Genomic DNA, 26,006 nt, shown 5'->3' on the forward strand with positions numbered 1-26,006 from the left:
AAGCAAGAAAATATATGCATAATTAATTTTGTGCAATTAAATTTTGCAATTCCATTGACAAATGACCAATAACGTTTTATGATAAGAATAGTTTTAAAAAATGCAATTTTGTACAATATAAGAAGGAGGTACATGAAATGTCTGTTTATGATTTTACAGTGAAAGAAATGGATGGCACAGAGAAACCCTTATCCGATTATGCAGGCAAGGTGCTGCTGATTGCCAATACGGCAACGGTCTGCGGGTTTACTCCCCAGTATACGGATCTTCAGGCCATGTATGACGATTACGCAGGCAAAGGGTTTGAGATCCTTGATTTTCCCTGCAACCAGTTTGGAAACCAGGCGCCAGGAGACAACGAAGAAATTCATTCCTTTTGTACCGGACGCTTTGGAGTTACCTTCCCTCAGTTTGCAAAGATTGATGTAAATGGGGAGAATGCCATTCCCCTGTACCGTTACCTGGTGAATGAAAAGGGCTTTGAAGGCTTTGACCCGGGACATGAGCTGACTTCCCGCCTGGAACAGAAGTTTGAAGAGGTTAATCCGAATTATAAAAATGAACCGGACATTAAATGGAATTTCACCAAATTCCTTGTGGATCGTGAAGGAAATGTGGTCAGGCGTTTTGAACCGACCGCGGATATGAAGTATGTAAAAGAAAGTGTAAAAAGCTTATTGTGAAAAACCGGACGAGGATGGCAGAGGAAGAGGAGAGAGAAGTTATGGACTATGAGAAATTAAAATTGGAGAACCAGCTTTGCTTTCCGCTATATGCCTGTTCCCGCGAGATTATCAAACGGTATAAACCATTTCTTGATGAGATCGGGCTGACTTATACCCAGTATATTGCCATGATGGTATTATGGGAGAGAAAGCAGGTCACCATTAAGAAAATGGGCGAGCTTCTGTACCTGGACAGCGGCACCTTGACCCCTTTGTTGAAAAAGATGGAAGCCGCCGGCCTGCTTAGACGGAGCCGGGCCAGAGAGGATGAGAGAAGCGTGATCGTTGAACTGACGGAAAAGGGAGAACAGCTAAAGGATCAGGCTGTAACCATTCCTGACCGGATGTCCCAATGTATTTCCGTTAATAAAGAGGAATCCAGGGATTTGTACCGGCTTCTGTATCAGATTTTAGGCCAGACGGATCAAAGACCGGAAAAATAAATGAAGACCCAACGAAAGCACCCCCGCGTGAATTCTAATTTTCGCGAGGGTGCTTTTGTATTCATGCCTTGACTGTATGAAAGGTTTACCAGGAGAGGTTACAGCATCTGGGAGCCGTAAAATCCATGTTATAAAATTCGCCGATCCCCTGGGGAAAGGTAAAAATGTTAAACGGATCATATTTCTCCTTCACCTTTTTTAATCTGCAAACATGGGTACCATAATATTGTTCAAGATAGCAGGGAAGGCATGCATAGGGGAAATTCACATAGGAGCCGTTGGTAACTGATTCTAAATAGTTGAATTTTTCAGTTACCCAGGCGGCATTTTTACATCTATGGTCTTCAAATATGGTATCAAGCCAGACAATAAAGTTGGCATTGCGGTAGAAAAATGCAGTTTCATCTACATCCACCTCTGCCACCTTGCCTCCCAGGGCATAAAAGGAAATGCTGGCATAAACAGAACCTTGGGGCCGCTCTTTTATAAGACCGGCAATTTTTAAGCTTTCACAGTTGCTAAAGTCCCGCACAGCAAAACGGCTTGCTGATTTGAATTTTTCAAAGGGAGGATAAAAGTCCCCGATAATTGTAACAGCTTCCAGGAAGGTCACGTATTTTAAACTGTATTTAACACCTCCAAGCTCAAGGAGGGGAGCAATGATTCCCAGGGCTAACTCAGGAGGTCCGTAAAAGATCCCTCTTGCGATAATCCCAAGTCCTTCAAAAAGATCGTTGTAGATCCTTGAAATCAAGGTTACCCTCTGATCGGCATCTTTCAGCCAGTCCTGCCAGGTCAGCAGGAATAAAGACTGCTTCTCCTGGTCTGCATGGGGATATCTTATGTCAATAAGTGTAACTTTATTTACCTTCTGGGGAAGGCGGAAGGTCATGGAAACGACTACGCCAAAGTTTCCTCCCCCTGCTCCCCGGCATGCCCAAAATAAATCGGCGTTTTCCTGAGAATTGGCATTTACGATGCGGCCTTCGTAATCGACCATACGGATTTCTAAAAGATTGTCGCAGCCAAGGCCAAAGTGGCGGCAGGAGAGTCCGAAGCCTCCACCTAAGGCATATCCGCCAACCCCAACCGAGGGGCAGGTCCCGCCAGGGAAGGGGTAACCTTTTGATGAGACGAATTCATATAACTGTTTGTTTGTTACGCCTCCCTGAACGTGAAGTAAATGGGCGTCTTCATCTATGGCAAGCTGGTTCATTTCACTTAAATCAATGTCAAGCACATGATCGCCGGTGGAGTAGCCTTCATAGTTATGGCCTCCGCTTCGGATCCGCAGACAGACGTGGTTCTTTTGGGACCACAAAACCGCATTGCTGACATCTTCATGATTCCGGCAATAAACAATGGCCAGGGGGAATTTTTGGACCGCCCTGTTATATACTTGTCTTAATTCATGATAATAAGGGTCGTCTGGAGTAACAATACGACCGGTGAGCCCGTTAAAATTACAGGTGTTCATGAGGATTGCCTCCTTTCCTAATAACATTTTATTAAGAAGGAGGACATTTGGTTCGGCATGTATATTTCCCGTTCCCGGCCTGTCTTTGATTTCTTCCATTTTATTTTGTCAATATTTTACAAAAATATAATTTTTAAGGGCTGACAGGTACTATTCTGATTTCTAAATCATAAAATATGGAAAATTGTTTAATTGAAAGGCAGTAATCTTATGACTCCTTGCCCTGAAGGATTGTTCTCGTACACGATTCAATCCGGTGATACACTATGGCTTATTTCACAGCGTTTTCGTACTACTGTAGATGAAATTATGGCGGTTAATCCGGGAATAGTTCCAAATAACCTGTTAGTTGGGCAGGTAATCTGCGTTCCCCGCGGAAGCAGGAACAGCAATATGCCACCCCAGACCCGACCTCAGACGCAGCCAATGACGCAGCCGCGGACGCAGCCAATGACGCAGCCAATGACGCAACCGCAGACACAGCCGCAGACACAGCCAATGACACAGCCGCAAACGCAGCCGCAGACGCAGCCGCAGACACAGCCGCAAACGCAGCCAATGACACAGCCGCAGACGCAGCCGCAAACGCAGCCAATGACGCAGCCACGGACGCAGCCGCAGACGCAGCCAATGACGCAGCCGCAGACACAGCCGCAAACGCAGCCGCAGACACAGCCGCAGACGCAGCCAATGACGCAGCCGCAGACACAGCCGCAAACGCAGCCAATGACGCAGCCACGGACACAGCCCCAGACACAGCCAATGACTCAGCCATGGACACAGCCCCAGACTCAGCCTGCAACCCAACCCCAGACACAGCCACAGACTACTGTTCCGGAAAATCAAAATCTTGAAGATTTAATGAATATTTGTCCAGGTGGGATGCAATCCTACACAATTCAAGCCGGAGATACCCTGTGGCTTATTTCGCGGCGCCATTCTATTTCCGTTGACGAAATTATGGAAGCGAATCCAGGTATAAACCCGAATCGTCTGTTTATTGGTCAGGTAATCTGTATTCCACATGCGGGCGGAAACCGCAATATGCCTTCACAAGCCCAGCCACAGACGCAGCCTGTGACTCAACCACAAACGCAGCCTGTGACTCAACCACAAACGCAACCACAAACGCAACCGCAGACACAGCCACAGACTCAGCCTATGACGCAGCCTATGACGCAGCCGCAGACTCAGCCTATGACTCAGTCTCAATCCCAGACTTTTATTGAAGACGACTGGAGGCGCAGAAACAGAAGGGGCCGGTGTCCGGAAGGATCATATTCATACACAGTTGAAGCCGGTGATACTTTGTGGCTCATTTCACAGCATCATTGTACTACTGTAGAGGCCATTATGGAGGCAAACCCGGGTTTAACTCCTGCTAACCTGTTTGTTGGCCAGGTAATCTGCATTCCTCGCGGAGCAGGAGGCGCGGTACCTGAAAAAACACATATGCGGCCACGCAATGAGGAAGAACGAAGAGGGACCCGCGATGAGGAAGAGCGGAGAGGGGAACGCACAGAGAACCTCTGCCCAGGAGGATTGCATTCCTATATCATTGAGGCTAGTGATACCCTTTGGATTATTGCACAACGTTTTGAGACTACCGTTGAGGCAATCATGGCTGTAAATCCAGGTATTAATCCAACAAATCTGTTTATTGGTCAGGTGATTTGTATTCCATATGGGCACAAACTGCCACCAGTTTGTCCAACACCCCAGCCGCAGCCAGTTCCTCAGCCAAGGCCGCAGCCAGCTCCTCAGCCAAGGCCCCAGCCGGCTCCCCAACCAAGGCCGCAGCCAGCTCCCCAACCAAGGCCGCAGCCGACTCCCCAGCCGTTGCCGCAGCCAATTCCTCAGCCAATTCCTCAGCCCCAGCCGACTCCCCAACCCCAGCCCATTCCCCAGCCTCCTGTCATTATGTGTATCTCCGAGGCGGAACAAAGCTTAAGTAATTATCTGAGGCTTTTATGGTTACAGCATGTATACTGGACGAGAATGGTTGTCGAGAGCGTGGCTTTTGACCTTCCGGATGTGAAATTTGTAACAGATCGTCTGCTGGAGAATCCTAAAGATTTCGAAGAAGTATTGATTACGTTTTATGGGGAGGATAAAGCCGCTAAATTTGCAGAGCTGCTGACAACCCACCTTACAACCGCCAATGAACTTGTTATGGCGATGAAGGAAAGCAACGCTGATGCTGCTTCTGATGCGGAAAAACGCTGGTACGAAAACGCAGATCAAATCGCAACATTCCTCGCCAATATCAATCCCAATTGGTCGGCCGATGACTGGCAGGATATGCTCTATAATCACTTGGCAATGACAAAGACAGAAGCGGATGATATCCTGACACAGAATTTTGAAGACGGCATCAATATATTTTCAGACATTGAGATAGAAGCCCTTGAAATGGCCGATGTCATGACACAGGGAATCACACAACAGTTCATGCAGTTTTTTAGGTAGTTACAGGTATAAAAAAGAATGTATTCCAAAAGTCTATAAATGTCTTTTGAGATACATTCTTTTTTAATAATATGGCAAATGACCGATGCAACTGGCAGACTAAACTTTCATGTGATAAAATATCCATAAGCTTAAGGCAGTATTTTTAATGCTGTGATTTTAAATTTTGACAAAAGAACTATATAGATTGGGAGAGAAAATGATAATCAGGGAATATAATTCAAAGGATATTGAGGAAATAACCGCATTGTTTTATGATACGGTCCATGGAATATGCGCCAGAGACTACACTAAGGAGCAGCTTGATGCGTGGGCATCAAAGGATATGGATCGGGATGCCTGGGACCGTTCCTTAAAGGAGCATCATTCGCTTGTGGCTGTAAAAAACGGCATGATCGCCGGATTTGGGGACATGGATGATACGGGTTATCTTGACCGCCTCTATGTCCATAAGGACTATCAGGGGCAGGGGATTGCAACTCTCCTTTGTGACAGGCTGGAAGCTGGTTTTCCAGGTGGTACGGTGACAACACATGCTTCCATAACCGCAAAGCCATTTTTTGAATCCAGGGGGTACAGGGTTTTCAAAGAACAGCAGGTTGAGCGAAAAGGCGTTATTTTGACAAATTACGTTATGAAGAAATCTTAACAAAACCGTAAAAACCTTTCGGCTGACGTTGTTTTTTTCCTATATGAATATCACGATGAAACTCTACGGAGCGTAGATTGAAAAGCTCATGGCAGACAGCTACAATGATAGGTGGAGAAGAAACACGGAATGTTAGAAAGATGGTGAAAATAAAATGGATAAATCTTCAAGAAAAGCCCTGAAAGAGCAGTATCATAATAGAAAAGCAGTTGGGGGAGTATATTGTATAAAATGCAGTGGCAGAGATGATGTATGGTTTCGGGCAACAAAAGATATGCGGGGTGCAAAAAACCGGTTTCTATTTTCCGTTTCAACGGATTCATGCCCTGAAATATGTATGATGGACGCATGGAAGGAGTCCGGAGCATCCGGATTTTCCTTTGAAATTATAGAGGAAATAGAAAAAAAGGAAACACAGACGGATCGTGAATTTTCTGACGATGTAAATACACTGCTGGAATTATGGCTGGAAAAGAACGGGAATCCTGTCTCTTGATTCCTCATAAGGAGGTAAAGCATGGAAAACAGTAAAGTAGGGAGCATAATCCGCACCTTACGCCAGGAACACAATATGACGCAAAAGGAACTTGCAGATAAAATGAACCTTAGCGATAAAACCATTTCCAAGTGGGAACGGGGCCTGGGTCTGCCTGATATCTCTCTTATTCCGGAGCTTTCCAGGCTCCTTGGAATTGATATAATGAATTTACTGTCCGGCGATATGACACCCAATAATTTTGCAGGAGGTAATATGAAGAATACGAAATACTTTGTTTGTCCTACATGCCAGAATATAACGCTTTGCACAGGAGATGCGGAAGTCTCATGCTGCGGCAAGAAACTGGCTGCCCAACCCCTGAAAAAAGCGGAAGAAAACGAAAGGCTGACCGTTCAGATACTGGAAGATGACTGGTATATCACCAGCGGACATCCCATGGATAAAGAGCATTACATTTCCTTTGTGGCTTTGGCTTCTGGTGACAGGATCCAGATCATCAAGCAATATCCTGAATGGAATTTAAATGTGCGCATTCCCAAAAGGGGACATGGAATGCTGATATGGTACAGTACTGATGATGGCTTACGGTATCAGTTGTTAAAGTAAATTCTGGTCTTAAATTGCAGAAAAAGGGGGCGTTGCTATTTTGCAACGCCCCCAATCGGATGGACGGCGTGAAAAATTACGCCTTTTTATGAGAAGACTGCCTCTCATAAACCATACTACTGTCCCACAGATGTGCAATCATTGCAATCAGTTGCCCCATAAGGAGCGGCCCGGCGGGAGAAGGATAGGAAAAGGAAAATGATCCCACCTTGCTTTGTATTACGATTTAGGCTATACTGGTGTTGTTTTATACTATAATAGGCAAAGGAAACGTGATTTACATGGACATAGAGTTAAAGCATAAGACAGCAATCCCCCGCTATCAGCAAATTGCCGTAGAAGTGGCGGCCCGGATCGCCAATGGAGAATATAAGGTAGGTGAGAAGATATACGCCCGTTCTTCTCTTGCCGGCCAGTACAGCGTATCTCCGGAGACTGCAAGGCGGGCGATCTGTATACTTAGCGATTTAGGGATCGTAACCTCTGAAAAGGGCAATGGGATCATCATTAAATCCCAGAGGAAAGCAGCAGAGTACATCCAGCAAAACAGCAAAAGGCAGACCATTGATACCATTAAGGAAAATCTTTTAAAGAGTGTCAGCCGTCAAAAACAGGAAATGGAATACTTAAATGACTGTCTGCAGGATATGATAGAGGCCTCGGTTCACTTCCGGTCAATGAATCCATTTATGCCGTTTGAGATACGGATCACCAGTGAATGCGCCCATTTGAATAAGACGGTAACCGAAATCCAATTCTGGCAGCGGACCGGGGCGACTGTGATAGCAGTCAGCAGGAATGATACTGTCATAAAATCCCCCGGACCATACGTTGCTCTTTCGGAAAATGATACCATATATTTTATAACACAGGACGATACTCCTGACAGAGTCAGAGACTTTTTATATACTTCTAAATAGCAGTTTTATCCCAGCGCTTGAAGCCAGATTGCTTCAGGCGTTATTTTTTGAAATTTGACAAAGTGACAACTTTATAATATAATCAAGTTGTTACTTTGCTAAAAAGGAGGGAGATATATGATACAATTTGAACGTATTTCCAAGCGTTATAAGACAAAGCAGGTTCTTAATCAAATTACATTCACGATAAATAGCGGTAGTCTGGTTGCTATTATTGGTGAGAGCGGCTGCGGTAAGACAACACTCTTAAAAATGATCAACCGGCTGATCAAGCCTACATCAGGTACGATTTCCATTGATGGTGAAAATATCAGCGGCATGGATGAAGTGGCCCTGCGGCGGAAAATCGGATATGTGATCCAACAGACCGGACTGTTTCCACACATGACAGTTAAGGAAAATATTGAACTGATTCCAAAGCTTGAAAAAATGTCGTCCAAAGACGTTGAGGACAACACAAGGAAGCTGATGCAGATGGTAGGACTTGATTGTGAAGAGTTTTTGAATCGTTATCCGACAGAGCTCAGCGGAGGGCAGCAGCAGCGGATCGGCGTTGCCAGAGCCTTTGCCACGGATCCGAATATTATCCTGATGGATGAGCCTTTTTCGGCCCTGGATCCCATAACAAGATCAGATCTTCAGGATGAGCTGGTACAGCTGCAGGCCAAGTTAAAGAAGACGATTGTCTTTGTGACCCATGACATGGATGAAGCCATTAAGATCGCGGATATGATATGCATCATGAAGGATGGCGATATTCTGCAATACGATACACCGGAAAATATCCTGAACAATCCTGTGGATGAATTTGTTTCAAGCTTCGTAGGAAAAAACAGGATCTGGTCTTCACCGGAATTCATCAAGGTATCCGACATTATGATCGAACAGCCGGTCAGTGCAACCAAAGACCTATCTGTTCTGAAATGCATCGAAAAGATGCGGAGAAACAAGGTCGACAGCCTGCTTATCGTGGACCGGGACAGCCGGCGTTTGAGCGGAATTGTCAAGGCCAGCAAATTGAGAGGTATAGAAGACAGAACCCAATTGGCGGAACAATTTATGTATGAAGACTTTCCTACCCTTTTACCGGACCAATGTATACTGGATGCACTGAAAATAGTGACGGAAAACCAGGTGTCAACGGTTCCGGTGGTGGATGACCAAAGGCGTCTAAAAGGGCTCATTACCCGAAGCAGCCTGGTGACGACCATGAGTCAGCAATACTTTGACTATGAAGGAGGAGAGGCAGAATGAATTTTTGGAATTATATAATAATCAATTATCCCCAGATTCTTTCATTATTGATCGAACATCTGAAGCTGACAGCCATATCAGTGGGTCTGGCCATCCTGATCGGAGTGCCCCTTGGAATTTTTATTTCCTTTGCGGCAAAAGCCAGTAAGCCGATTTTAGCAATTGCAAACGTGACTCAGGCAATTCCCAGCATGGCACTGCTTGGCTTCATGATCCCGTTATTGGGAATCGGTATCATTCCTGCAATTGTTGCAGTCGTTCTTTATTCTCTTCTTCCCATTATTAAGAATACTTATACAGGAATTGATAATATCAATCCCCAGACGCTGGAGGCGGCCAAAGGGATTGGCTTGACGCCGTTTCAGGTACTGACAAAGGTGCAGATTCCCCTTGCTCTTCCGGTCATTATGGCAGGAGTGCGGATTGCTTCCGTAACAGCAGTAGGACTTATGACCATGGCAGCGTTTATTGGTGCGGGCGGTCTGGGATACCTGGTGTTTTCCGGCATACGGACGGTGAATAACAATCAAATCCTGGCTGGTGCCATTCCTGCCTGTTTATTGGCGTTGATGGTAGACTTTCTGATTGGTCTGACTGAAAAGCTTGTAACGCCCATCAGCCTTCAAAAGGGAGATGCCTCAGTTAAGAAAAAAAGCAGGAAAATCCAAAAGTCAATGCTGGGAGCGGCTGCCATGTTTATTGCGGCTGTATTCCTTTTCACATCCGTGGGAAGTGTATCAGGGGATGTGCGTACACTCTCAGTCGGCTCCAAGGATTTTACGGAGCAGGAGATTCTTAGTAATCTTGTAGCGGATTTAATAGAAGACAGAACCGATATCACCGTAAACAGAAAGCTGAGCCTGGGCGGGTCACAGGTATGCTTTTCTGCAATACAGACCGGAGATATTGATCTTTATGTTGACTATATCGGCACTTCATACACTGACATCCTCAAACATCCGCCTATCAGCGATATGGAGCAGGTGTATCAGACGGTAAAGAAAGAGTATAAGGAGCAGCTTGGTCTGGAAGTACTTAAGCAGATGAACTTTAATAATACTTATGCATTGGCCGTAACTCAGGAAATGGCAGAAGAGTATCATTTGGAAAAAGTAAGTGATCTTGCTAAAATAAGCGGATCCCTGATATCCGGTACCACCTTTGAATTCTCTAACAGGGAGGATGGATTATCCGGACTGCAGAAAGCCTATGGCTTCCAAATAGGAAAACGTCTTACATTAGACTCTTCTCCCCGCTATACAGCTCTGGAAACCGGTGAAGTAAATATCATTGATGCTTTCGCTACTGACGGACTTTTAAAGAAATTCGGCTTAAAAACCCTGGAAGATGATAAGAACTTTTTCCCGCCCTATTATGCAATTCCTGTTATCCGGGAGGATGCATTGGAGAAATGTCCGGAAGTCACCGGAATCATGGAAGAATTGGCGCCATATTTAACCAATGAGGTTATGATTGAACTGAACTACAAGGTGGATGAATTACAGCAGACACCTGCTGCTGTAGCCCATGACTTTCTAAAAGAGAGTGGATTGATATCATGATTTATGTAATTCTGCTTTTTTCGTTTCTTTCCCTTGTTTTTTCTTCTCCCAGGTGGCGGTGGCTGATAAGTGCTGATACGTCCCTGTCCCTAAGGGAAGAAAAAGCCGGTTTTCTGTTTGGACGATATATGCGGGATCTGGCTGTTGTGATGCTGATTTTGTGGTTACTTAGAACTTTGAACATTCCCTGGGTATATGTAACTGCAGGGTGTGTATTTTTCCTGCGTACATTGGGTTTTCTTATGCATATGGCTCAGGTTCTTATAAAAAATTAAATGATGTCCGGTAAGCCGGGGAAAATGTGAGGTTATGTTCAGTTTATCATAGGAGCTATTAAAAGCCAAAGTCCTTATGCAGGCATTGGCAGGACAATATTGGAAATATAACAAAAAAGGGCCGTTGCATCGGAAAAATGCAACGGCCTATTTTCAACCCTGCCTTACACACTTACATCAACCCTGGCTCCGCTGCACTGTATCAGGGGTTCCTTTAACCCTTCAAAGTTTTCCCCCTCATTTGTCATTTGGTCCTGCGGATTGCTCTGGCGTTCCCGTTCTTGGGTAAGCCGTTTATACTCATGAGGATTATTCTTTGGAAAACGCATCATAACAGACCTGGCATAGAGAGCCGAGTCATGTTTCATCAGATACTGATGGTCTGCCGGCGGGACCTTGTCTCCCCCAGCGATCCGCCTTGAAATTTCTAAACAGTTCAGCAGAATTTTCAGCTTTTCCCTTTCAGCCTTCGTCTGTTCCCCGGAAGTTTCCAGTTGCTGGCTCATTGCCGCCATATAGGATTCTTTTTCATCTTTCTGTTTTTCCAGGGGTTCCCTGGTCAAATTCCGGTTAACATCATAACCATAAGGATTTCCGTGCTCAATACGCATTTGCTTTCCCTCCTCAAACTACATAAACTTCATACGGCAGATTGTTGTTAGCTGGCTTCTACGATTGCAGGCAATGTATGTTCTCTTATTATGATATATCGATAGAATTTCCCAAAAGATTAGATGCAGGGCGGCGAATCTTCGGTTAGAGGTTGGTTTGACAATAATACCCACACCTGCAAATGCCAGCAGGATAAAGACAACATAGGAATACGTGTTGATATAATCAGCATTTGAAGTGTAAAACACAGATTTGGAACCAAAATGGCTCAAAGGTGAGAAAAATAAGCCCACCATATTTGGTGGGACTGGAGTTAATAAATTACTTTATACCATGGATCAGCCTGTATTCTTTTGGTGATACCCCATATAGTTTCTTAAACAGGCCGGAAAAGTGCCCTGCGTTAGAATAGCCGACCATTCCTGCAATTGTACGGATATCGAAATCAGAATCTCGTAAAAGCAGAAGCGCATTGTTCATCCGCAAAGCTTTTAGGTATTCATATACCGTAGTTCCATACACCTGCTTAAAGGCAAGCTGGTAACGAGATTCGCTCATGCTTGCTGCCTTTGCCAGCTCTTTGACCGAAGGATATGCAGACAGGTCTTTTTTCATAAAAGTAATTGTTTTCGATAGTGAACGCCGGTCTCTTTGGTCAAGTTTAACAGGTAAGCGGGTGTGCTGCCTGGCCTGATTAAAGTGATGTGTAACTAACGATAACACTTCCAGGACTTTGCCATCAAGATAGATTTGCAGGGCAGTACCCATGGCGGTACAGTCTCGTATTTGCTGAAAGATAAAATTTAATTCCGGCGAATTAGGATTTTGCGTCAAGTAACTAATCGTATTCAAAGAATTGCAGTAGGTGTCGCCGTAACGTTCATGAATAAACGTATCAAAATAATCCTGTGTAATCATTATCTTTGTGAAACGGGCCGGCTTGCCGGCTTCGCAATACGCATAAACTGTTCTGCTTGTATTGGCGTAGCAGCATATTCCCATCGCTTCCTGGCAGAAGCCGGAATTTAGCGGGTGCGTGCAAGGTAAATACGGAATTACCTGGATTATTTCAGCAATGAAATTTATGTAGTGCTGTGGTGCTTAATCTGGATATTTCATTTTCAATGAGCAGGACACACAGACGTAGAATCCATAAGCGTAATGATATTGCCCGTGGGGGAGCTTACTCTCTTCCCTGTACGGGCTTTTTTTGTTTCCAGCATTACCTTTCACCATTGTGGTAATGATTTTGAGATCACGCTCAGTGCATTGGGAAAGCAGCCGTACAAGATATTTATTGACAGAGAAAAACCATAATATGTTAGGTACCTAAAAATATATTGACATTTCATTTTTGCTATGTTATTTTAATTGTAAGGTACCTAATATTAAAAATTAAAGGGGAACATTATGAATAATAAAAATTTTGAAAATGGGCAAATTGTTGAAAAAAATATTGTATCTGAAAAGCTTTATTCTTTATTCTTGCGTTGCTCCCATGCTTTAAGCAGAGGACATCATCAGGAAAATGGAATACATCCGAGCCAGTGGCGTATTCTTTCAATACTTGCGCAGACAGGTGAAATGGCGCAACGAGATTTGCTTGAAGTATTACAGATACGAGCTGCTTCATTAAGTGAGCTTTTAAGCAAGCTCGAATCAAGAGGGCTTATTACCCGCGAAAAAGAAGCAGGAAATAAGCGTAATGTTAATGTTGAACTTACAGAACTTGGGAAAATGGCCATTGATGAAAATGCGAATGTACAATATGAAACAGCTCAAGAGTTATTTTCTATGATATCACTTGAAGAACAGCAGCATTTAATTGAGGTCTTAGAAAAATTAATTAACTCCTGGCATGAACAACATCATGGCAGTGCTGCAAAAAATCAGCACAAGCACGAGCATCATGAAGGCAATCATGACGATCATACTGGACATGATGATATGCACCACGGTGGAAGTCGCAGTCCTCGTGACCAGCATGGACACCACAGTCATCATTATAGAAAGGATTTTTAGCGTGTTTCCAAACAATAAATATAGCTTTCGGCAGAAAATCGGGCAACGTGCAGGATATATTGGGATTTCAGCCAATATTGTCCTTTTTTCTGCAAAATGTACAATAGGTCTTATTGGAAATAGCGTTTCAATTCTTGCAGACGCTTTCAACAATCTCACTGATTGTGCCGCTTCGGTTGTTGCCATTATTGGCTTTAAGTTATGCGGGAAAGAAGCGGATGATAAATACCCTAATGGTTATGGAAGAATGGAGTATATCAGTGGATTTATCGTATCATTTTTAATAATGGCAACTTCCTTGTCTTTTGGAAAGCACTCTATTGCAAGAATATTAACACCGCAAATCACAAGAATGCCATCTTGGTTTTTTTGGATACCAATAGCTTCCATTATCATAAAGCTGGCATTAGCACTGTATACACATATGGCAAATCGGGTAATCCAATCAGCAACGCTTCGTACAATGTTTAAAGACAATGTTTCAGATGCCATATTAACAGCGATGACCCTTAGCCACATACGATTTCGGCCCTGAAAAGCGGCTTGCTTTCGTACAGGTATGTTTAAAAGCAAGCCCTCATTTAGAAAATGTGCAAATAGCTATACAAAAGTTGACCGGCGACCTAAAACAAACACTTAATCTTGAAGCAACTATTTATTGGAATGCCGGCCACCATGAAAAGCAGAAAGGAAGTGACCTGGATGCCAGCGGAGAAACTCAGCATTTCAAAGGAGAATTATCTAAAAACAATATTAAGCATTGAACAGGAGCAAGAATCCGTGCGTGCCATAGATATAGCTAAGAAAATGGAGTTAAGCCGTCCCAGCGTATCCCACGCGATACAACTATTAAAGCAAGAAAAATATATTTATGTGGATGATACCCACAATATTTCTCTTACTCCACAAGGATTTAAGCTTGCCTGTGCAATTAAGGAGCGTTATGTCCTATTTTACAATTTGCTATTATCGCTGGGCGTACCAGCAACAATAGCCTCTTGTGACGCATGTAGAATGGAACATGCCATTAGCAATGAAACTTTATTACAATTAAAAAAAGTATTAATATAAATAAATTTATAGAAAGAATTTTGATAAGACTGAGGGTGCCGTCCTCCTCGGGGAACGAGCGCCGCCGGGAGTCCCTGCCAGTCAGACGACCACTGTACTCTAATACCAGAGCAAAACAATCTGAAAAAATATCTACCAAAGAAAGCTGATTGTATGGTATCATAAAGGCACTACTCCTTTTTGCGATAGGTAAATTTGTTTCTGGACAACTTGATTTTACCATAAACCAGTGAGGAGCTGTTTTATTTTAGGAAAGAAAAAAGTCTTGATTTACAAGGCGTGTGGCGTTTCACAAACGCCTAACTGCAATATAAAATGAGAGGAGAATGACATTGAAAAAAAGATTTGGGTTTCTGCTATTGATACTGATATGTGCATTTACAACTTCCTGTGGGAAGCCATCGGAGAATCTGGCTGAAAGCGATTTATCTGCGCCGTCAGGAATCGGCGATACGGAGAGCACTTTAGAAGTTGCAAGTGTTCCTCAATCTGAATTAAATGAGGGAAGTTCACAAACCATTGGAACGGATGAATTTGGGTATGTAACTATCCCTGCTACATGGGTTCGTTTTCAGGATTTGGATGGCGGAACGGATCTTCAGTATTCCGATTCGCTGGGTAATTCCATTATTACTTTGAACGTTTTTAATGACGAAGGGCTGAGCGAGGAAGATAAAGCGAAAATGACCGCTGAAACGGCAGCCAATAGCGTCTGGTATAATCTGGAACAGAATGAGGTACAAAAAATTGCAGGGGCACAGGTTACATTGGGGAAGTACGATGCATTTCAGATTTACGGCTCTTTTATCAGTGAGGATCATTCCCTGCCTAGTATCATTGTCTGCTGGATTTTTGAGGATGAAAACAACGTGCTCCATTATATTTCTGCGGAGGCTCCCGTAGAGAATTCAGCAGAAATCCTCTCATACATAGAAGACTCCTATACATTACCTTGAGGAAGTTCTTGCGAAGCCAGTATGAAATGCTTTTGAACATATAATCATTTTTAGCTGTACCTATAAAAAGCCAGAAAAAGGAAGAGCTTATTATGATGGCCCAGGGAAATTTTTGAACTGTATTACCTGGAAGCAGGGGAGCGTTACCATGTGGTCCGCGATCAGGTATATTGTATGCACTTAGGAGAGTCTTAGTACAATCCTTAATATGCTGTTTTTAACCCTGGTCCAGCAAGAACAGGTGGCAGTGCCCTTAGAGGAGCAGACCCGGATGGGGAGCGTGATTAATTATATCCACAACCACTACGCCGAGGATTTAAAGCTGGAAAAACTGGCTCAGATATTCTATATAAGCCCATATTATCTGTGTAGGGAGTTTAAGCGGCAAACCAACCGCACGATTACGCAGTACATTAACATTACGAGGATTATGAATGCCCAGCGCATGTTCATGGAGACCGACGAGAATGTGACAGAGATTAGTAAGGCCACGGGATTTTCCAATATAATCCATTTTAATCGGGTGTTTAAAAACGTGACCGGCATGATGGGAAACTAAACAAAATAATTTTTTGCAAAGACAGAAAAAAAGAAGAGCCTGATGCGGACATTAGCTGCATCAGGCTCTTTCCAGCGGAGCGGGTGGGATTTGAACCCACGTGCCGGTTGCCCGACAACCTGATTTCGAGTCAGGCTCGTTATGACCACTTCGATACCGCTCCATATTTTATTTTTATACACCAAATCTGGGCCAAAACTCAGGTTTTAACTCCGCTTTCTATTACAGCCCGCCTTAAACAAAAACGAACGATTCAATTATACACGATAAATAAGATTTTGGGTAGTACTTTCAGTAAAATTTTTACTTTTCCCCGTATAAGCTTCTATGCTATGGAAATAATAGGAATGTATATTAAAAAGTACACATTTTTTCCTGGAATATCCTTATTATTTTGGTTAAATAAGAGATAAATGATTGAAATCAAGGCATAGGAGGTCTTAATGTGAGACAAATGAAGCATACATTTTCCACAGTAGAAGAGCTGGTTGCATTTGTAGTAAGAGCAGAAAAGTGTAATTGTGATGTTAAAGTTGTTTATAACCAATTGGTTATTGACGGGAAATCACTGATGGGCATTATGATCATAGGCATTGGAAAACAGGTGGAAATCATTTGCTATAATGCGGCAGTGTCCCCTGAGGAATTGGTAGGCAGTGCAGCCTGATTGTCAGTCATAAATACAAGAAATAAACCGGTCCCCGCTTTTTATAACAGGAAGCGAAGACCGGTTTATTTTGTTAAAATACGGCTTTTCCTTGCAAACGGTATTTATAAGAGATATAATTTTTTATTGTTTGCAGGAGATTACCTGCTGATGAATAAAGTACAAGCCAGAAGCCCATGTAACCTTGTATTGCGCTGATAAAATGGGGCTTGTCTAAAAAAGGAGGAAATATTATGCGGACGGAAGGTAATACGGTAAAGAAAACCATAGACCGTTACCGCAGTTTTCGTTATGCATTAATACTGGAAGGCATTGCCGTAGGGGCTATATCAGGAGCCGTAGTTGTGCTTTTCCGGTATCTGTTAAGCTATGCAGATGGACTGCTGCGTTCGGTTTTGGATTACGGCAGGGATCATAGCTGGTTTGTGCCGGTATGGTTTATTATTTTGGCAGCCGCGGCATTTGTTGTGGCTCTTTTGCTTAAATGGGAATCATTTATATCAGGAAGCGGAATCCCTCAGGTAGAGGGAGAGATGATCGGAGAGCTGGATCCCTGCTGGTGGAAGGTTCTTGCTGCCAAACTGGGCGGAGGCCTGCTGTCACTGGGCTGCGGCCTGTCTCTTGGAAGGGAAGGTCCCAGCATTCAGCTTGGCTCCATGGCGGCCAAAGGGTTATCCCGTCTGACAGGGAGAGCTAAAACAGAGGAAAAGCTGCTTATCACCTGCGGGGCCAGTGCAGGCCTTTCAGCCGCTTTTAACGCTCCCATAGCAGGCGTTCTGTTTTCTCTGGAAGAGATTCATAAACATTTCTCACCGGAGGTGCTGCTCTCTACCATGGCCGCCTCCATCACAGCGGATTTTGTATCCAAAAATGTCTTTGGGCTGCAGCCTGTTTTTAACTTCCAGATCACGAAGATGATCCCTTTGAATGCCTATGGACATGTTATAGTTTTGGGTGTGATCATGGGAGCGCTGGGCGTGGTTTATAACACCTGCCTTTCAGGAACACAGGATTTGTACCAGAAACTGCCTTGTCAGGCAGCAAAGCTTATCATCCCGTTTTTATTGGCCGGAGTGTTTGGTTTTACCTATCCTTATGTATTGGGCGGCGGTCATTCCCTTGTGGAGATCCTGACATCGGGAGAGATGATGCTTGGATCCTTGTGCCTGCTCCTGGTTTTGAAATTCTTTTTCTCCATGATAAGCTTTGGCTCCGGTGCTCCCGGAGGAATCTTTCTTCCCCTTCTGGTCCTGGGAGCTGTGATCGGAAACATTTATTTCTCTGCGGTGGGAATGGTGTCCGATTCCCTTAACGGGCTTCTTGGAAATTTTATTATACTGGGGATGGCAGGTTATTTTTCTGCCATAGTCCGGGCGCCTATTACAGGCATTATTCTGATCAGTGAAATGACCGGCTCTTATTCCCATCTGCTGACCTTGTCCATGGTGTCTCTGGCAGCATATGTGGTCCCGGATCTGGTCCATTGCGCACCGGTATACGACCAGCTTCTTCACCGCCTCCTTTCAAGGCTGAATCCGGATAAAATGTCACCGACCACAGGGGAGAAGGTTCTGGTAGAAGGCATGGTTTTCCATGGAAGCGAAGCTGAGGGCCGGAAGGTTTCTGAGATCCAGTGGCCCAGAACCTGTCTTTTGGTATCCTTAATGAGAGGAGAGGCTGAGTTTGTCCCCGGAGGGGAGACAAAGTTTGCAGCAGGAGATAAGATCCTGGTCCTGTGTGACGAAACTGTGCAGGGAGAGCTTCACCGGGTACTGCAGGCGGTGTGTGAGACTGTGAAAATGGGCCGGAAAGTTTAAAGGTACAGGAAGAATGCCATGTTTTAGGTTGACTTTTCCATTAAAAAAGACGTAAACTTAAGGAAATGGAAATTCAGGAGTCAAAACATGAAAAATCAGGCAGAGGAAAGCTACGATGAACTGGAACGCCGCCGCCGTGCCAGGGATCGCAACAGGAAACGAAAGAAAAAACAGAAAAGAAAGCGGTTGCTTTACATAGGGGCTGAGGTTCTTGTACTGGCTGTTGTTTTAGCAGGGATCCTATGGATCCTGGGCCAGATATTTTTTAGAAGTTACGTGGATTTAAAGAAGATTCCCATGCCGGAATGGGTTTTACAGGATCTCCTTGATCCCAATCCGTATTCAAGACCGGGAACGGAAATGAAGCGGGTGAATGAAATCGTCATTCATTATGTGGCGAATCCAGGGACAACAGCCAGTCAAAATATGAATTATTTCAACAGTCTCAAGGATCAGACCGGGGTTAAGAAAATTTCTGCCAGCAGCCATTTTATCATAGGGCTTGAAGGAGAAGTCCTTCAGGGAATTCCCATCTATGAGATGGCCTATTCCACATCAAAGGAAAAGAATGTGAACACAGTCTCCATCGAATGCTGCCATCCCGATGAGACTGGGAAGTTCAATGAAGCAACCTATGATTCTCTGGTAAAGCTGACGGCCTGGCTTTGTAAGAACCTGGGGCTTACGGAAAGGGATGTCATAAGGCATTATGATGCCACAGGAAAGGACTGCCCAAGGTATTTTGTAGCTCATGAGGATGAATGGAAGAAGTTCCTTTCGGATGTGAAGACGGCCAGAAAGCAGCCGGATGAAGGGGAAAGATAAGAAAAGAGGGGCTGTTGCACCAAATAATTCGTGCTCAGCCCCCTCCTCATCCCCACTTTATTCTCCGCCAAATAATTCATGGTCTATGATCCTTACTGCATCTGCGATGCAGTCATTGCAGGAACGAAGGACATTTCCGGTTTCCACGCCCTTTAAATCTTTACAGATCACGCTTTTGTTCTGTTCTTTAAAGTCTGACAGGCACTTTTTGGATGATTGGTGGGAGGCCCGCTTGGAATCCGGCCGGTCCAGATGGCCGGTACTATTCTTTAGCCCGGAGAGTATGGCAGCAGCCCCGATGGCTCCGCAGGTACCTTCCATGCTTCCCATACCAAGGCCCATGCCTTCCGTAAACCGGAACATGATCTCTTCGTCAATGCCTGTTTTATCACAGAAAGCACAGGAGACGGACTGTGCGCAATTATACCCCTTTGCATGCTTGTTTAGAGCTTCTTCCACTCTTTTTGACGTTGTGTCTGACATGTAATGATTCCTCCTGAAGTAGTGATATCCATTGCATTGCCCGGTCAGTTTTCGGTCCGGGCAGAGAGCAAACGGAATTTAAAAAATATGATGTGAAACAGAAAGCCTCCCAGACAGGTGGCAAACAGATAAACGGCATTTCCTATGGATATGCCGTATTTTAACGCAATTTCATGAAAAACTACCTGGGCCGACGGGTAATAGGGGGAAATGTAGAACATATCCGCCTGACCCAAAGGCTTTGCCGTCCGATTGATAACGGAAGCAATGATGCAGCAGATAAAAAACAGGGGAAGGGTCCGCACGAATCCCAGTAGCGAGGTATCGGAAAGACGGGAAAATGCGATGACCAGCCCTATAAAAATCAAAAGCAGATGCCAGACCAGGCCGTGAAGGGTTAAAAACCAGTAAGGATGAAAAAGCCCGGAGGGTTCTGCCAGTGCCATGATGCCGCCTAAAAGGTTAAAATCCTGCATAAAGGTGCATAGTACTCTTTGACTGTCCTTTGAAGGGACAAAGGGCAGGATAAGGCAGAAATACATGGGAAGGCTGCAAAGCTGAAATGGAAAATACCACCAGTTGTAGGTCTGTTCATTTACCACATAATATAAAAAAAGCTGTTTCCAGCATTCGGTGGCTGCCAGAAGCATGCCGCAGATAAAAAGCAGCCGGGGAAGCCTTGAACTTTTCATTTTTCTGGTGGTGTAATAAGCCAGAAATACCACAGAGGCAAGCCCTATGCCGATAAAAACAATGTGGAACAGGGAATAAGGGGCCGGCGGATTCATGGGCCACGCTGTTTTTTTAAGGAAATCCTTCATAAGCCGTTTCAGACCTTTCTTTCTTGCTCCCGATTAAGCGATATTATGAAAACAAAAAGCTGTTTTCATAATCGGATTGATGTAATCCATATTATATAGGATTGCCTGAAATCATGCAAGATAAATGAAAATACCGCAGAAAAAATAAGAATCTTCTTCTTATAAGTACTTGATTAATTTCGAAAATGCTATATAATGTATAACTGACACTTTATTTAATAATTATGCATATTTGTGCATATAAGAGGAGGAATCATTATGAAAAAGAATGTAATTGCTATGGCAGGTGTTGTATGCATGGCAGCTTTATTAACTGCCTGTGCGGGTTCCGGAACAAAGACAGAGACAACTGCTGCAGGGCAGAAAGAATCTGCAGAAAAGCTGGTTATGGTAACCAATGCAGAATTTCCGCCCTATGAATATTATGATAATAATGAAATTGTTGGAATTGATGCGGATATTGCAAGAGCAATCGCTGATAAGCTGGGTATGGAGCTGGAAATTCAGGATATGGCCTTTGATTCCCTGATCCCGGCTGTTCAGTCCGGTAAGGGGGATTTTACCGCTGCCGGTATGACCGTCAGCGAAGACCGCAAGAAAAATGTTGATTTTACCGATACTTATGCAGAAGCAGCCCAGGTAATCATTGTTAAGGAAGGCAGCGAGATCAAAACACCGGATGAATTAACGGGAAAGAAGATGGGCGTACAGACCGGCACCACCGGTGATATTTATGCAGAGGATATTGAGGATGCGGTGGTTCAGCGTTTTAATAAGGGAATGGAAGCAGTTATGGCTCTTTCTCAGGGCAAAATTGATGCAGTCATCATTGACCGCGAGCCTGCAAAGGTATTTGTAAAGGAAAATGCCGGATTGATGATCCTCGACGAAGCATTTACTGAAGAAGAATACGCCATTGCAATTAAAAAGGATAACAAAGAGCTGTTAGACAAGATGAACGGAGCCATTAAGGAATTAAAGGAATCCGGTGAATTGAAGAAGATCGTGGATAAATACATTACTGCGGAATAATAAAAAAGGAAGAGTGCCATGTGGGAAAAGCTAATAGATGATTTTTATCAGAATTTTATCGTGGATAACCGTTGGAGATACATTACCGGCGGTCTGCAAAACACGTTAAAGATCACGTTTTTTGCAGTTTTGATCGGTATTTTACTGGGATTTCTGGTTGCCGTCATACGATCAACCTATGAAAATACCCATAAGCTGAAAATACTAAATGCAGTCTGCAACGTTTATCTGACGGTGATCCGGGGTACGCCGGTGGTTGTACAGCTTATGATCGTATATTTTGTCATCTTTGCGACCACGAATCCTGGGGAGGTGCCTACGGCCATTCTGGCGTTTGGAATCAACTCTGGCGCCTATGTGGCAGAAATCTTCCGGAGCGGTATCAGCTCTATTGAAAAGGGACAGTTTGAGGCCGGCCGCAGCCTGGGCTTTAATTACGCTCAGACCATGTGGTACATCGTTATGCCCCAGGCCTTTAAAAATGTGGTACCTACCCTTGCGAATGAATTTATCGTACTTTTAAAGGAGACTTCTGTAGCGGGGTACATAGGGCTGCAGGATTTGACCAAGGGCGGCGATATCATCAAGAGCCGTACTTATTCTGCATTTATGCCTCTGATTGCAGTGGCCATTATTTATCTGGTTATGGTTATGATATTTTCATATCTCGTAAAATTACTGGAGAGGAGGCTGCACAGAAGTGAGCATTGATAGAATGGAAAAACCCCTGATTCAGGTACAGAACCTGGGTAAAAAGTTTGGTGAGGCAGAAGTGCTTAAGGACATTTCCGTCGATATTTATAAAGGGGATGTGGTATGCGTCATTGGGCCTTCCGGTTCAGGAAAGAGTACATTTCTCCGCTGTTTAAACCGTCTGGAAGAACCAACCGGGGGACATATCCTGTTTGAAGGCGTGGACATTGTGGATAAGAAAACCGACATTGATAAGCACCGTCAGAAGATGGGAATGGTGTTCCAGCAGTTTAACCTGTTTCCCCATATGACTATTTTAAAGAATTTGACCCTTGCGCCCATAAAGCTTCAGGGACGCAGCAGAAAGGAAGCGGAAGAACAGGCCTTAGGGCTGCTTCATAAGGTGGGTCTTGCCGATCGGGCGGATTCCTATCCCAATCAGCTGTCCGGCGGGCAGAAGCAGCGTATTGCCATTGTCCGCGCCCTGTGCATGAATCCTGATGTAATGCTGTTTGACGAACCAACCTCTGCTCTTGATCCTGAGATGGTTGGTGAGGTCTTAAATGTAATGCGGGAGTTGGCCGAAGAGCGGATGACCATGGTCGTGGTCACTCATGAAATGGGCTTTGCCAGGGAAGTGGCAACCCGGGTGATGTTCATGGATGGCGGCTATTTCCTGGAAGAAAATGAACCGAATGAATTTTTTGCTAATCCGCAAAATGACAGACTGAAACTTTTTTTAAGTAAAGTGCTTTAAAAACAAAAGTTGCTGTAAAATCAACTGATAGAGATTTCATCAGTTGATTTTACAGCATTAATTTTATCTTCTTTTTTCACTTCTTGCTTCTGCTTCCCGTATGCTGTATTTTCTTTTTACCGTTATGGCTTTACTAACTATTTGAATCCTATTGGATGTGCTTGATTATAATAAGTTAATTTCATTGTTGTCGAATTTTATATAAAAATGTCTGAATTATTGCGATGAAAAAATAAATTAACAGTTTATATTTTGGAAAAATTTCTTTATTATATTAGTAGATACTAATCAATCCAATTAACCCAAGTAGAATAGAAAGGAGACTCAATATGAAACAAAACCGTAAAAAGAATGTATTACTTTCAACAGCGCTTATACTTGCGCTGGGGACAAGCAGTTACGCCACAATACCTGTCTGTGCCGTAGGCAATGAAAAAGCTGTTGAATACACAAAGGACAGCGGTAGACTCAAAAACGTTATGTATTATGGAGACTGGTCGATTTGGGGAGGGCAGGGGAATTTTTATCCCAAAGGGATTCCAATGGATCAGCTTACCCATTTGAACTTCGCATTTCTGGATTTCAATTCAAATGGGGATCTGGTATTCACTGACAAAGACGCAGCAGTTGGTGCACCCGTAGGCATGGAAGGCGCACAATGGGACGCACCGGGGTCCGGTATTTTGTCTGCCCTGCAGGATTTAAGAGCGCAATATCCTAATGTCAGGATTGGAGTTTCCATTGGTGGTTGGTCTAAGTCAGGAGATTTCTCAACAGTTGCCGCTAATCCGGCAGTCCGGCAAAACTTTGTTAATAATGTAATGAAGTTTATCCGTTACACGAATATGGACTTTGTGGACATAGACTGGGAATATCCTACGTCTGTCCGCCAGCCTGATTTGGTAGATAACAAAAATGATGAAGGGACTCCTTTCGCCATACCGGCGGATAAGCAGAACTACATCACTTTACTGCAGGATTTAAGGGAAGCTTTGAATGAACAGGGTAAAGAATTAGGCAGAGTGTACGAGCTTTCAGTGGCTTTGCCTGCTTCCAGAACTCTTTTAGAAGCAGGAATTGACATTCCCGCCTTATTTAACATCGTAGATTTTGCCAATGTCATGACCTATGACCTCCACGGTGCCTGGGATACACTCAGCGGACATCACACTGGCCTTTATACGAACCCCAATGACCCAGCAGAAGGTGAAGGACTGTCTGTAGACGCTTCCATACAGTATCTGCTGTCCGAGGGAGCTTTGGCGGATAAGATCGTAGTTGGCAGCGCTTTTTATACCCGGGGTTGGGAACGGGTATTAAATGACGGTCCGGATCAGAATCTTCCCGGACTGTTCGGCAGTGCCGAACAGGTGACAAAAGACGCAGATCAAACGCCCAGCAGAGGTGCGAAAAATGAAATTGCCATCGCTTCCGGAGATGGGGGACGCAGCAGCGGCGTATGGTCTTATCGTAATCTGGACAGTTTAAAAACAGCTTATCCGGGATTGAAAGAGTACTGGGATGACTATGCAAAAGCGCCTTATCTTTACAATGAACAGACGGGAGCATTTTTTACCTATGATAATATAAAGTCAATTCAGGAAAAAACCGCCTACGTAAAGAACCATAACCTGGGTGGAATCATAAGCTGGATGGCTTCGCAGGACGCGGAAAAGACCACAGGAAAACGGGATAAACTGACAAGTGCAATAAAAGAAGGTCTGTTTGGTTACGCAAAGCTTCCAGAGTATACTCTTTCCGAGCCAGAACTTAACGTAACCGCAACTATAAGAACATACAATGATTATGGCGCCAAGGGCTACGAAATAACAATCACAAACAATGAAACTTCTGACGAGAGTAATGCTGTACTGGCAGCTACGGAACTGTCTTATGAAACAGTTAAAAACCCAAGAGTCTATATTTCCACTTACAGTGGGGCTGTTTTATCCAGTGGCGGATACGGTTCTGGCAGCGTAACAATGAAGGATGGCGTTGCAATTGCTGATTTGTCCAGTGTTTACGATTATAAGAATTTAAAACAAGGTCATGCGGCAACATTCAAAATCAGTACCAATGGAATTGCAGATATAAACGATATCAAATCAATAGAAATATCTCAGCGTATCGTTCCTTCCAGTGTAGAAATCAGCCGTCAGAAACTATACGAAGGCACAGGAGCAGTGAGTCCCGGTACCGAGCCAGTGACCGAGCCAGTGACCGAGCCAGTGACCGAGCCAGTGACCGAACCGGAAACAGACATAGATACTGGTACAATCAGCCAATACTCTTCTGAGACAATCTACGTACAAGGAGATTTGGTAAGGTACAACGGAAACATTTACAAGGCAAAATGGTGGACGCAGGGAGACATACCCGGAGCAGAACAATGGGGACCTTGGGAATTAGTGCAGCAATAACAGAATTTCCTTTTTTCATTTTTTGAGTATAGTAGAAGGTGCTGAAAAATAGCTAAGTCATGGCTGTTTTCGGCACCTTCCTCTATGATAAACAAAAATAGAACTGGTGCAGGTTGTATTAAATAATCAAATCAGGAGTTGGCTGCAGAATTATTCAAATGAGCGGAAATGCCTGAGGAAAATCCGGCTATCATAGAAAAGTGATAAAACTACAAAAAAAACATAGAAAAGTATACCCTTCTATATCAGTAATGCAAAAAGATATGGAAGGGTATTTTGAATTTGTATAAAAAAATCCTATAATAAACGATCAATTATTGGTATTTTTCAACAAAGACAAATTGTGTTAAAATAAAAACAAGAGTGTTAAAAAAATAACTTGAAAGGGGTAA

General features: G+C 43.9%; 28 protein-coding genes, 1 tRNA gene and 2 pseudogenes. 23 read left to right on the forward strand and 8 right to left on the reverse strand.

The features are described 5' to 3' along the window. The first annotated feature begins 137 nt into the window (after window positions 1-137). Window positions 138-683 (forward strand): glutathione peroxidase, encoded by a 546-nt coding sequence (locus tag ABFV83_RS01105; protein WP_349947067.1) that lies wholly within the window; start codon window positions 138-140, stop codon window positions 681-683. Between the two features lie 41 nt (window positions 684-724). After that, a complete protein-coding gene (locus ABFV83_RS01110) occupies window positions 725-1,168 on the forward strand; it encodes a MarR family transcriptional regulator (protein WP_349947069.1) in 444 nt (147 codons plus the stop codon). A gap of 85 nt (window positions 1,169-1,253) precedes the next feature. Here ABFV83_RS01110 and ABFV83_RS01115 read toward each other — a convergent pair whose 3' ends face one another. Next, window positions 1,254-2,645 carry an FAD-binding oxidoreductase gene (locus ABFV83_RS01115; RefSeq protein WP_349947071.1) on the reverse strand — a complete coding sequence of 464 codons (1,392 nt, stop codon included), beginning with the start codon at window positions 2,643-2,645 and terminating at the stop codon, window positions 1,254-1,256. Window positions 2,646-2,855: 210 nt separating this feature from the next. On the opposite strand from ABFV83_RS01115, the pseudogene ABFV83_RS01120 reads away from it, so the two are divergent. Then, window positions 2,856-2,957 (forward strand): annotated as a pseudogene (locus ABFV83_RS01120) (LysM domain-containing protein); the annotation flags it as partial. Between the two features lie 4 nt (window positions 2,958-2,961). Here the strand turns inward: ABFV83_RS01120 and ABFV83_RS01125 are convergent. Beyond that, window positions 2,962-3,420: a hypothetical protein gene (locus ABFV83_RS01125; protein WP_349948963.1), complete on the reverse strand. Its 459-nt coding sequence runs from the start codon at window positions 3,418-3,420 to the stop codon at window positions 2,962-2,964. 128 nt (window positions 3,421-3,548) lie between these two features. On the opposite strand from ABFV83_RS01125, the pseudogene ABFV83_RS01130 reads away from it, so the two are divergent. Then, window positions 3,549-4,268, forward strand: a pseudogene (locus ABFV83_RS01130) (LysM peptidoglycan-binding domain-containing protein); the annotation flags it as partial. A 34-nt stretch (window positions 4,269-4,302) separates the two neighbouring features. On the opposite strand, the gene ABFV83_RS01135 reads toward ABFV83_RS01130, so the two are convergent. Next, the gene (locus tag ABFV83_RS01135; RefSeq protein WP_349948964.1) at window positions 4,303-4,509 is read right to left on the reverse strand and encodes a hypothetical protein; all 207 of its coding nucleotides are present in this window, start codon (window positions 4,507-4,509) and stop codon (window positions 4,303-4,305) included. Between the two features lie 134 nt (window positions 4,510-4,643). Between ABFV83_RS01135 and ABFV83_RS01140 the strand changes: the two genes are divergently transcribed. From ABFV83_RS01140 to ABFV83_RS01170, 7 genes are all read left to right on the forward strand, one after another. Further along, complete coding sequence (locus tag ABFV83_RS01140; protein WP_349948965.1) at window positions 4,644-5,114, forward strand: acetylglutamate kinase; 471 nt, start codon at window positions 4,644-4,646, stop codon at window positions 5,112-5,114. A gap of 199 nt (window positions 5,115-5,313) precedes the next feature. Beyond that, entirely contained in the window at window positions 5,314-5,763 is a 450-nt protein-coding gene (locus tag ABFV83_RS01145) for a GNAT family N-acetyltransferase (protein WP_349947073.1), read from the forward strand. A gap of 154 nt (window positions 5,764-5,917) precedes the next feature. Then, complete coding sequence (locus tag ABFV83_RS01150; RefSeq protein WP_349947075.1) at window positions 5,918-6,259, forward strand: GIY-YIG nuclease family protein; 342 nt, start codon at window positions 5,918-5,920, stop codon at window positions 6,257-6,259. Between the two features lie 21 nt (window positions 6,260-6,280). Further along, window positions 6,281-6,868: a helix-turn-helix domain-containing protein gene (locus tag ABFV83_RS01155; RefSeq protein ID WP_349947077.1), complete on the forward strand. Its 588-nt coding sequence runs from the start codon at window positions 6,281-6,283 to the stop codon at window positions 6,866-6,868. Between the two features lie 281 nt (window positions 6,869-7,149). After that, the gene (locus ABFV83_RS01160; RefSeq protein WP_349947079.1) at window positions 7,150-7,788 is read left to right on the forward strand and encodes a GntR family transcriptional regulator; all 639 of its coding nucleotides are present in this window, start codon (window positions 7,150-7,152) and stop codon (window positions 7,786-7,788) included. Between the two features lie 117 nt (window positions 7,789-7,905). Further along, window positions 7,906-9,042: an ABC transporter ATP-binding protein gene (locus ABFV83_RS01165; RefSeq protein ID WP_349947081.1), complete on the forward strand. Its 1,137-nt coding sequence runs from the start codon at window positions 7,906-7,908 to the stop codon at window positions 9,040-9,042. Further along, window positions 9,039-10,604, forward strand: a complete 1,566-nt coding sequence (locus ABFV83_RS01170; protein ID WP_349947083.1) for a glycine betaine ABC transporter substrate-binding protein — start codon at window positions 9,039-9,041, stop codon at window positions 10,602-10,604. Before ABFV83_RS01165 ends, ABFV83_RS01170 begins: the two co-directional genes overlap by 4 nt. Before the next feature lie 439 nt (window positions 10,605-11,043). Here the strand turns inward: ABFV83_RS01170 and ABFV83_RS01175 are convergent, their stop codons facing one another. Both ABFV83_RS01175 and ABFV83_RS01180 read right to left on the reverse strand, forming a co-directional pair. Further along, entirely contained in the window at window positions 11,044-11,490 is a 447-nt protein-coding gene (locus tag ABFV83_RS01175) for a hypothetical protein (protein ID WP_349947085.1), read from the reverse strand. Between the two features lie 322 nt (window positions 11,491-11,812). Further along, on the reverse strand, window positions 11,813-12,493 hold the full coding sequence (locus ABFV83_RS01180; protein WP_349947087.1) for an AraC family transcriptional regulator: 681 nt from the start codon (window positions 12,491-12,493) through the stop codon (window positions 11,813-11,815). Window positions 12,494-12,901: 408 nt separating this feature from the next. Between ABFV83_RS01180 and ABFV83_RS01185 the strand changes: the two genes are divergently transcribed. The 5 genes from ABFV83_RS01185 (at window position 12,902) to ABFV83_RS01205 (ending at window position 16,099) form a co-directional block, all read left to right on the forward strand. Then, complete coding sequence (locus tag ABFV83_RS01185) at window positions 12,902-13,513, forward strand: MarR family transcriptional regulator (RefSeq protein ID WP_349947089.1); 612 nt, start codon at window positions 12,902-12,904, stop codon at window positions 13,511-13,513. A gap of 1 nt (window position 13,514) precedes the next feature. After that, on the forward strand, window positions 13,515-14,048 hold the full coding sequence (locus ABFV83_RS01190) for a cation diffusion facilitator family transporter (protein WP_349947091.1): 534 nt from the start codon (window positions 13,515-13,517) through the stop codon (window positions 14,046-14,048). A gap of 167 nt (window positions 14,049-14,215) precedes the next feature. Then, window positions 14,216-14,584: a metal-dependent transcriptional regulator gene (locus ABFV83_RS01195; protein ID WP_349947093.1), complete on the forward strand. Its 369-nt coding sequence runs from the start codon at window positions 14,216-14,218 to the stop codon at window positions 14,582-14,584. A gap of 332 nt (window positions 14,585-14,916) precedes the next feature. Continuing rightward, complete coding sequence (locus tag ABFV83_RS01200; protein WP_349947095.1) at window positions 14,917-15,540, forward strand: hypothetical protein; 624 nt, start codon at window positions 14,917-14,919, stop codon at window positions 15,538-15,540. 271 nt (window positions 15,541-15,811) lie between these two features. Continuing rightward, on the forward strand, window positions 15,812-16,099 hold the full coding sequence (locus tag ABFV83_RS01205; protein WP_349947097.1) for an AraC family transcriptional regulator: 288 nt from the start codon (window positions 15,812-15,814) through the stop codon (window positions 16,097-16,099). Between the two features lie 75 nt (window positions 16,100-16,174). Here the strand turns inward: ABFV83_RS01205 and ABFV83_RS01210 are convergent. Beyond that, a tRNA-Ser gene (locus ABFV83_RS01210) sits at window positions 16,175-16,262 on the reverse strand. 291 nt (window positions 16,263-16,553) lie between these two features. Between ABFV83_RS01210 and ABFV83_RS01215 the strand changes: the two genes are divergently transcribed. The 3 genes from ABFV83_RS01215 (at window position 16,554) to ABFV83_RS01225 (ending at window position 19,408) form a co-directional block, all read left to right on the forward strand. Further along, a complete protein-coding gene (locus ABFV83_RS01215; RefSeq protein WP_349948843.1) occupies window positions 16,554-16,766 on the forward strand; it encodes an HPr family phosphocarrier protein in 213 nt (70 codons plus the stop codon). Window positions 16,767-16,999: 233 nt separating this feature from the next. After that, on the forward strand, window positions 17,000-18,583 hold the full coding sequence (locus tag ABFV83_RS01220; protein ID WP_349947099.1) for a ClC family H(+)/Cl(-) exchange transporter: 1,584 nt from the start codon (window positions 17,000-17,002) through the stop codon (window positions 18,581-18,583). Between the two features lie 87 nt (window positions 18,584-18,670). Continuing rightward, complete coding sequence (locus ABFV83_RS01225) at window positions 18,671-19,408, forward strand: peptidoglycan recognition family protein (RefSeq protein ID WP_349947101.1); 738 nt, start codon at window positions 18,671-18,673, stop codon at window positions 19,406-19,408. Window positions 19,409-19,465: 57 nt separating this feature from the next. On the opposite strand, the gene ABFV83_RS01230 is transcribed toward ABFV83_RS01225, so the two are convergent. After that, window positions 19,466-19,891 (reverse strand): C-GCAxxG-C-C family protein, encoded by a 426-nt coding sequence (locus ABFV83_RS01230; protein ID WP_349947102.1) that lies wholly within the window; start codon window positions 19,889-19,891, stop codon window positions 19,466-19,468. A 44-nt stretch (window positions 19,892-19,935) separates the two neighbouring features. After that, window positions 19,936-20,712, reverse strand: coding sequence for a hypothetical protein (locus ABFV83_RS01235; RefSeq protein WP_349947104.1), 777 nt, complete (start codon window positions 20,710-20,712; stop codon window positions 19,936-19,938). A 258-nt stretch (window positions 20,713-20,970) separates the two neighbouring features. On the opposite strand from ABFV83_RS01235, the gene ABFV83_RS01240 reads away from it, so the two are divergent. The 4 genes from ABFV83_RS01240 (at window position 20,971) to ABFV83_RS01255 (ending at window position 25,614) form a co-directional block, all read left to right on the forward strand. Beyond that, complete coding sequence (locus ABFV83_RS01240; RefSeq protein ID WP_349947106.1) at window positions 20,971-21,744, forward strand: basic amino acid ABC transporter substrate-binding protein; 774 nt, start codon at window positions 20,971-20,973, stop codon at window positions 21,742-21,744. A gap of 18 nt (window positions 21,745-21,762) precedes the next feature. Then, the gene (locus ABFV83_RS01245) at window positions 21,763-22,455 is read left to right on the forward strand and encodes an amino acid ABC transporter permease (RefSeq protein ID WP_349947108.1); all 693 of its coding nucleotides are present in this window, start codon (window positions 21,763-21,765) and stop codon (window positions 22,453-22,455) included. 4 nt (window positions 22,456-22,459) lie between these two features. Beyond that, on the forward strand, window positions 22,460-23,194 hold the full coding sequence (locus tag ABFV83_RS01250) for an amino acid ABC transporter ATP-binding protein (RefSeq protein WP_349948844.1): 735 nt from the start codon (window positions 22,460-22,462) through the stop codon (window positions 23,192-23,194). Between the two features lie 329 nt (window positions 23,195-23,523). After that, window positions 23,524-25,614, forward strand: a complete 2,091-nt coding sequence (locus tag ABFV83_RS01255) for a glycosyl hydrolase family 18 protein (protein WP_349947110.1) — start codon at window positions 23,524-23,526, stop codon at window positions 25,612-25,614. The last annotated feature ends 392 nt before the right edge of the window (window positions 25,615-26,006 follow it).

It is taken from the genome of Lacrimispora sp. BS-2 (assembly GCF_040207125.1).
GTDB lineage: Bacteria > Bacillota > Clostridia > Lachnospirales > Lachnospiraceae > Lacrimispora.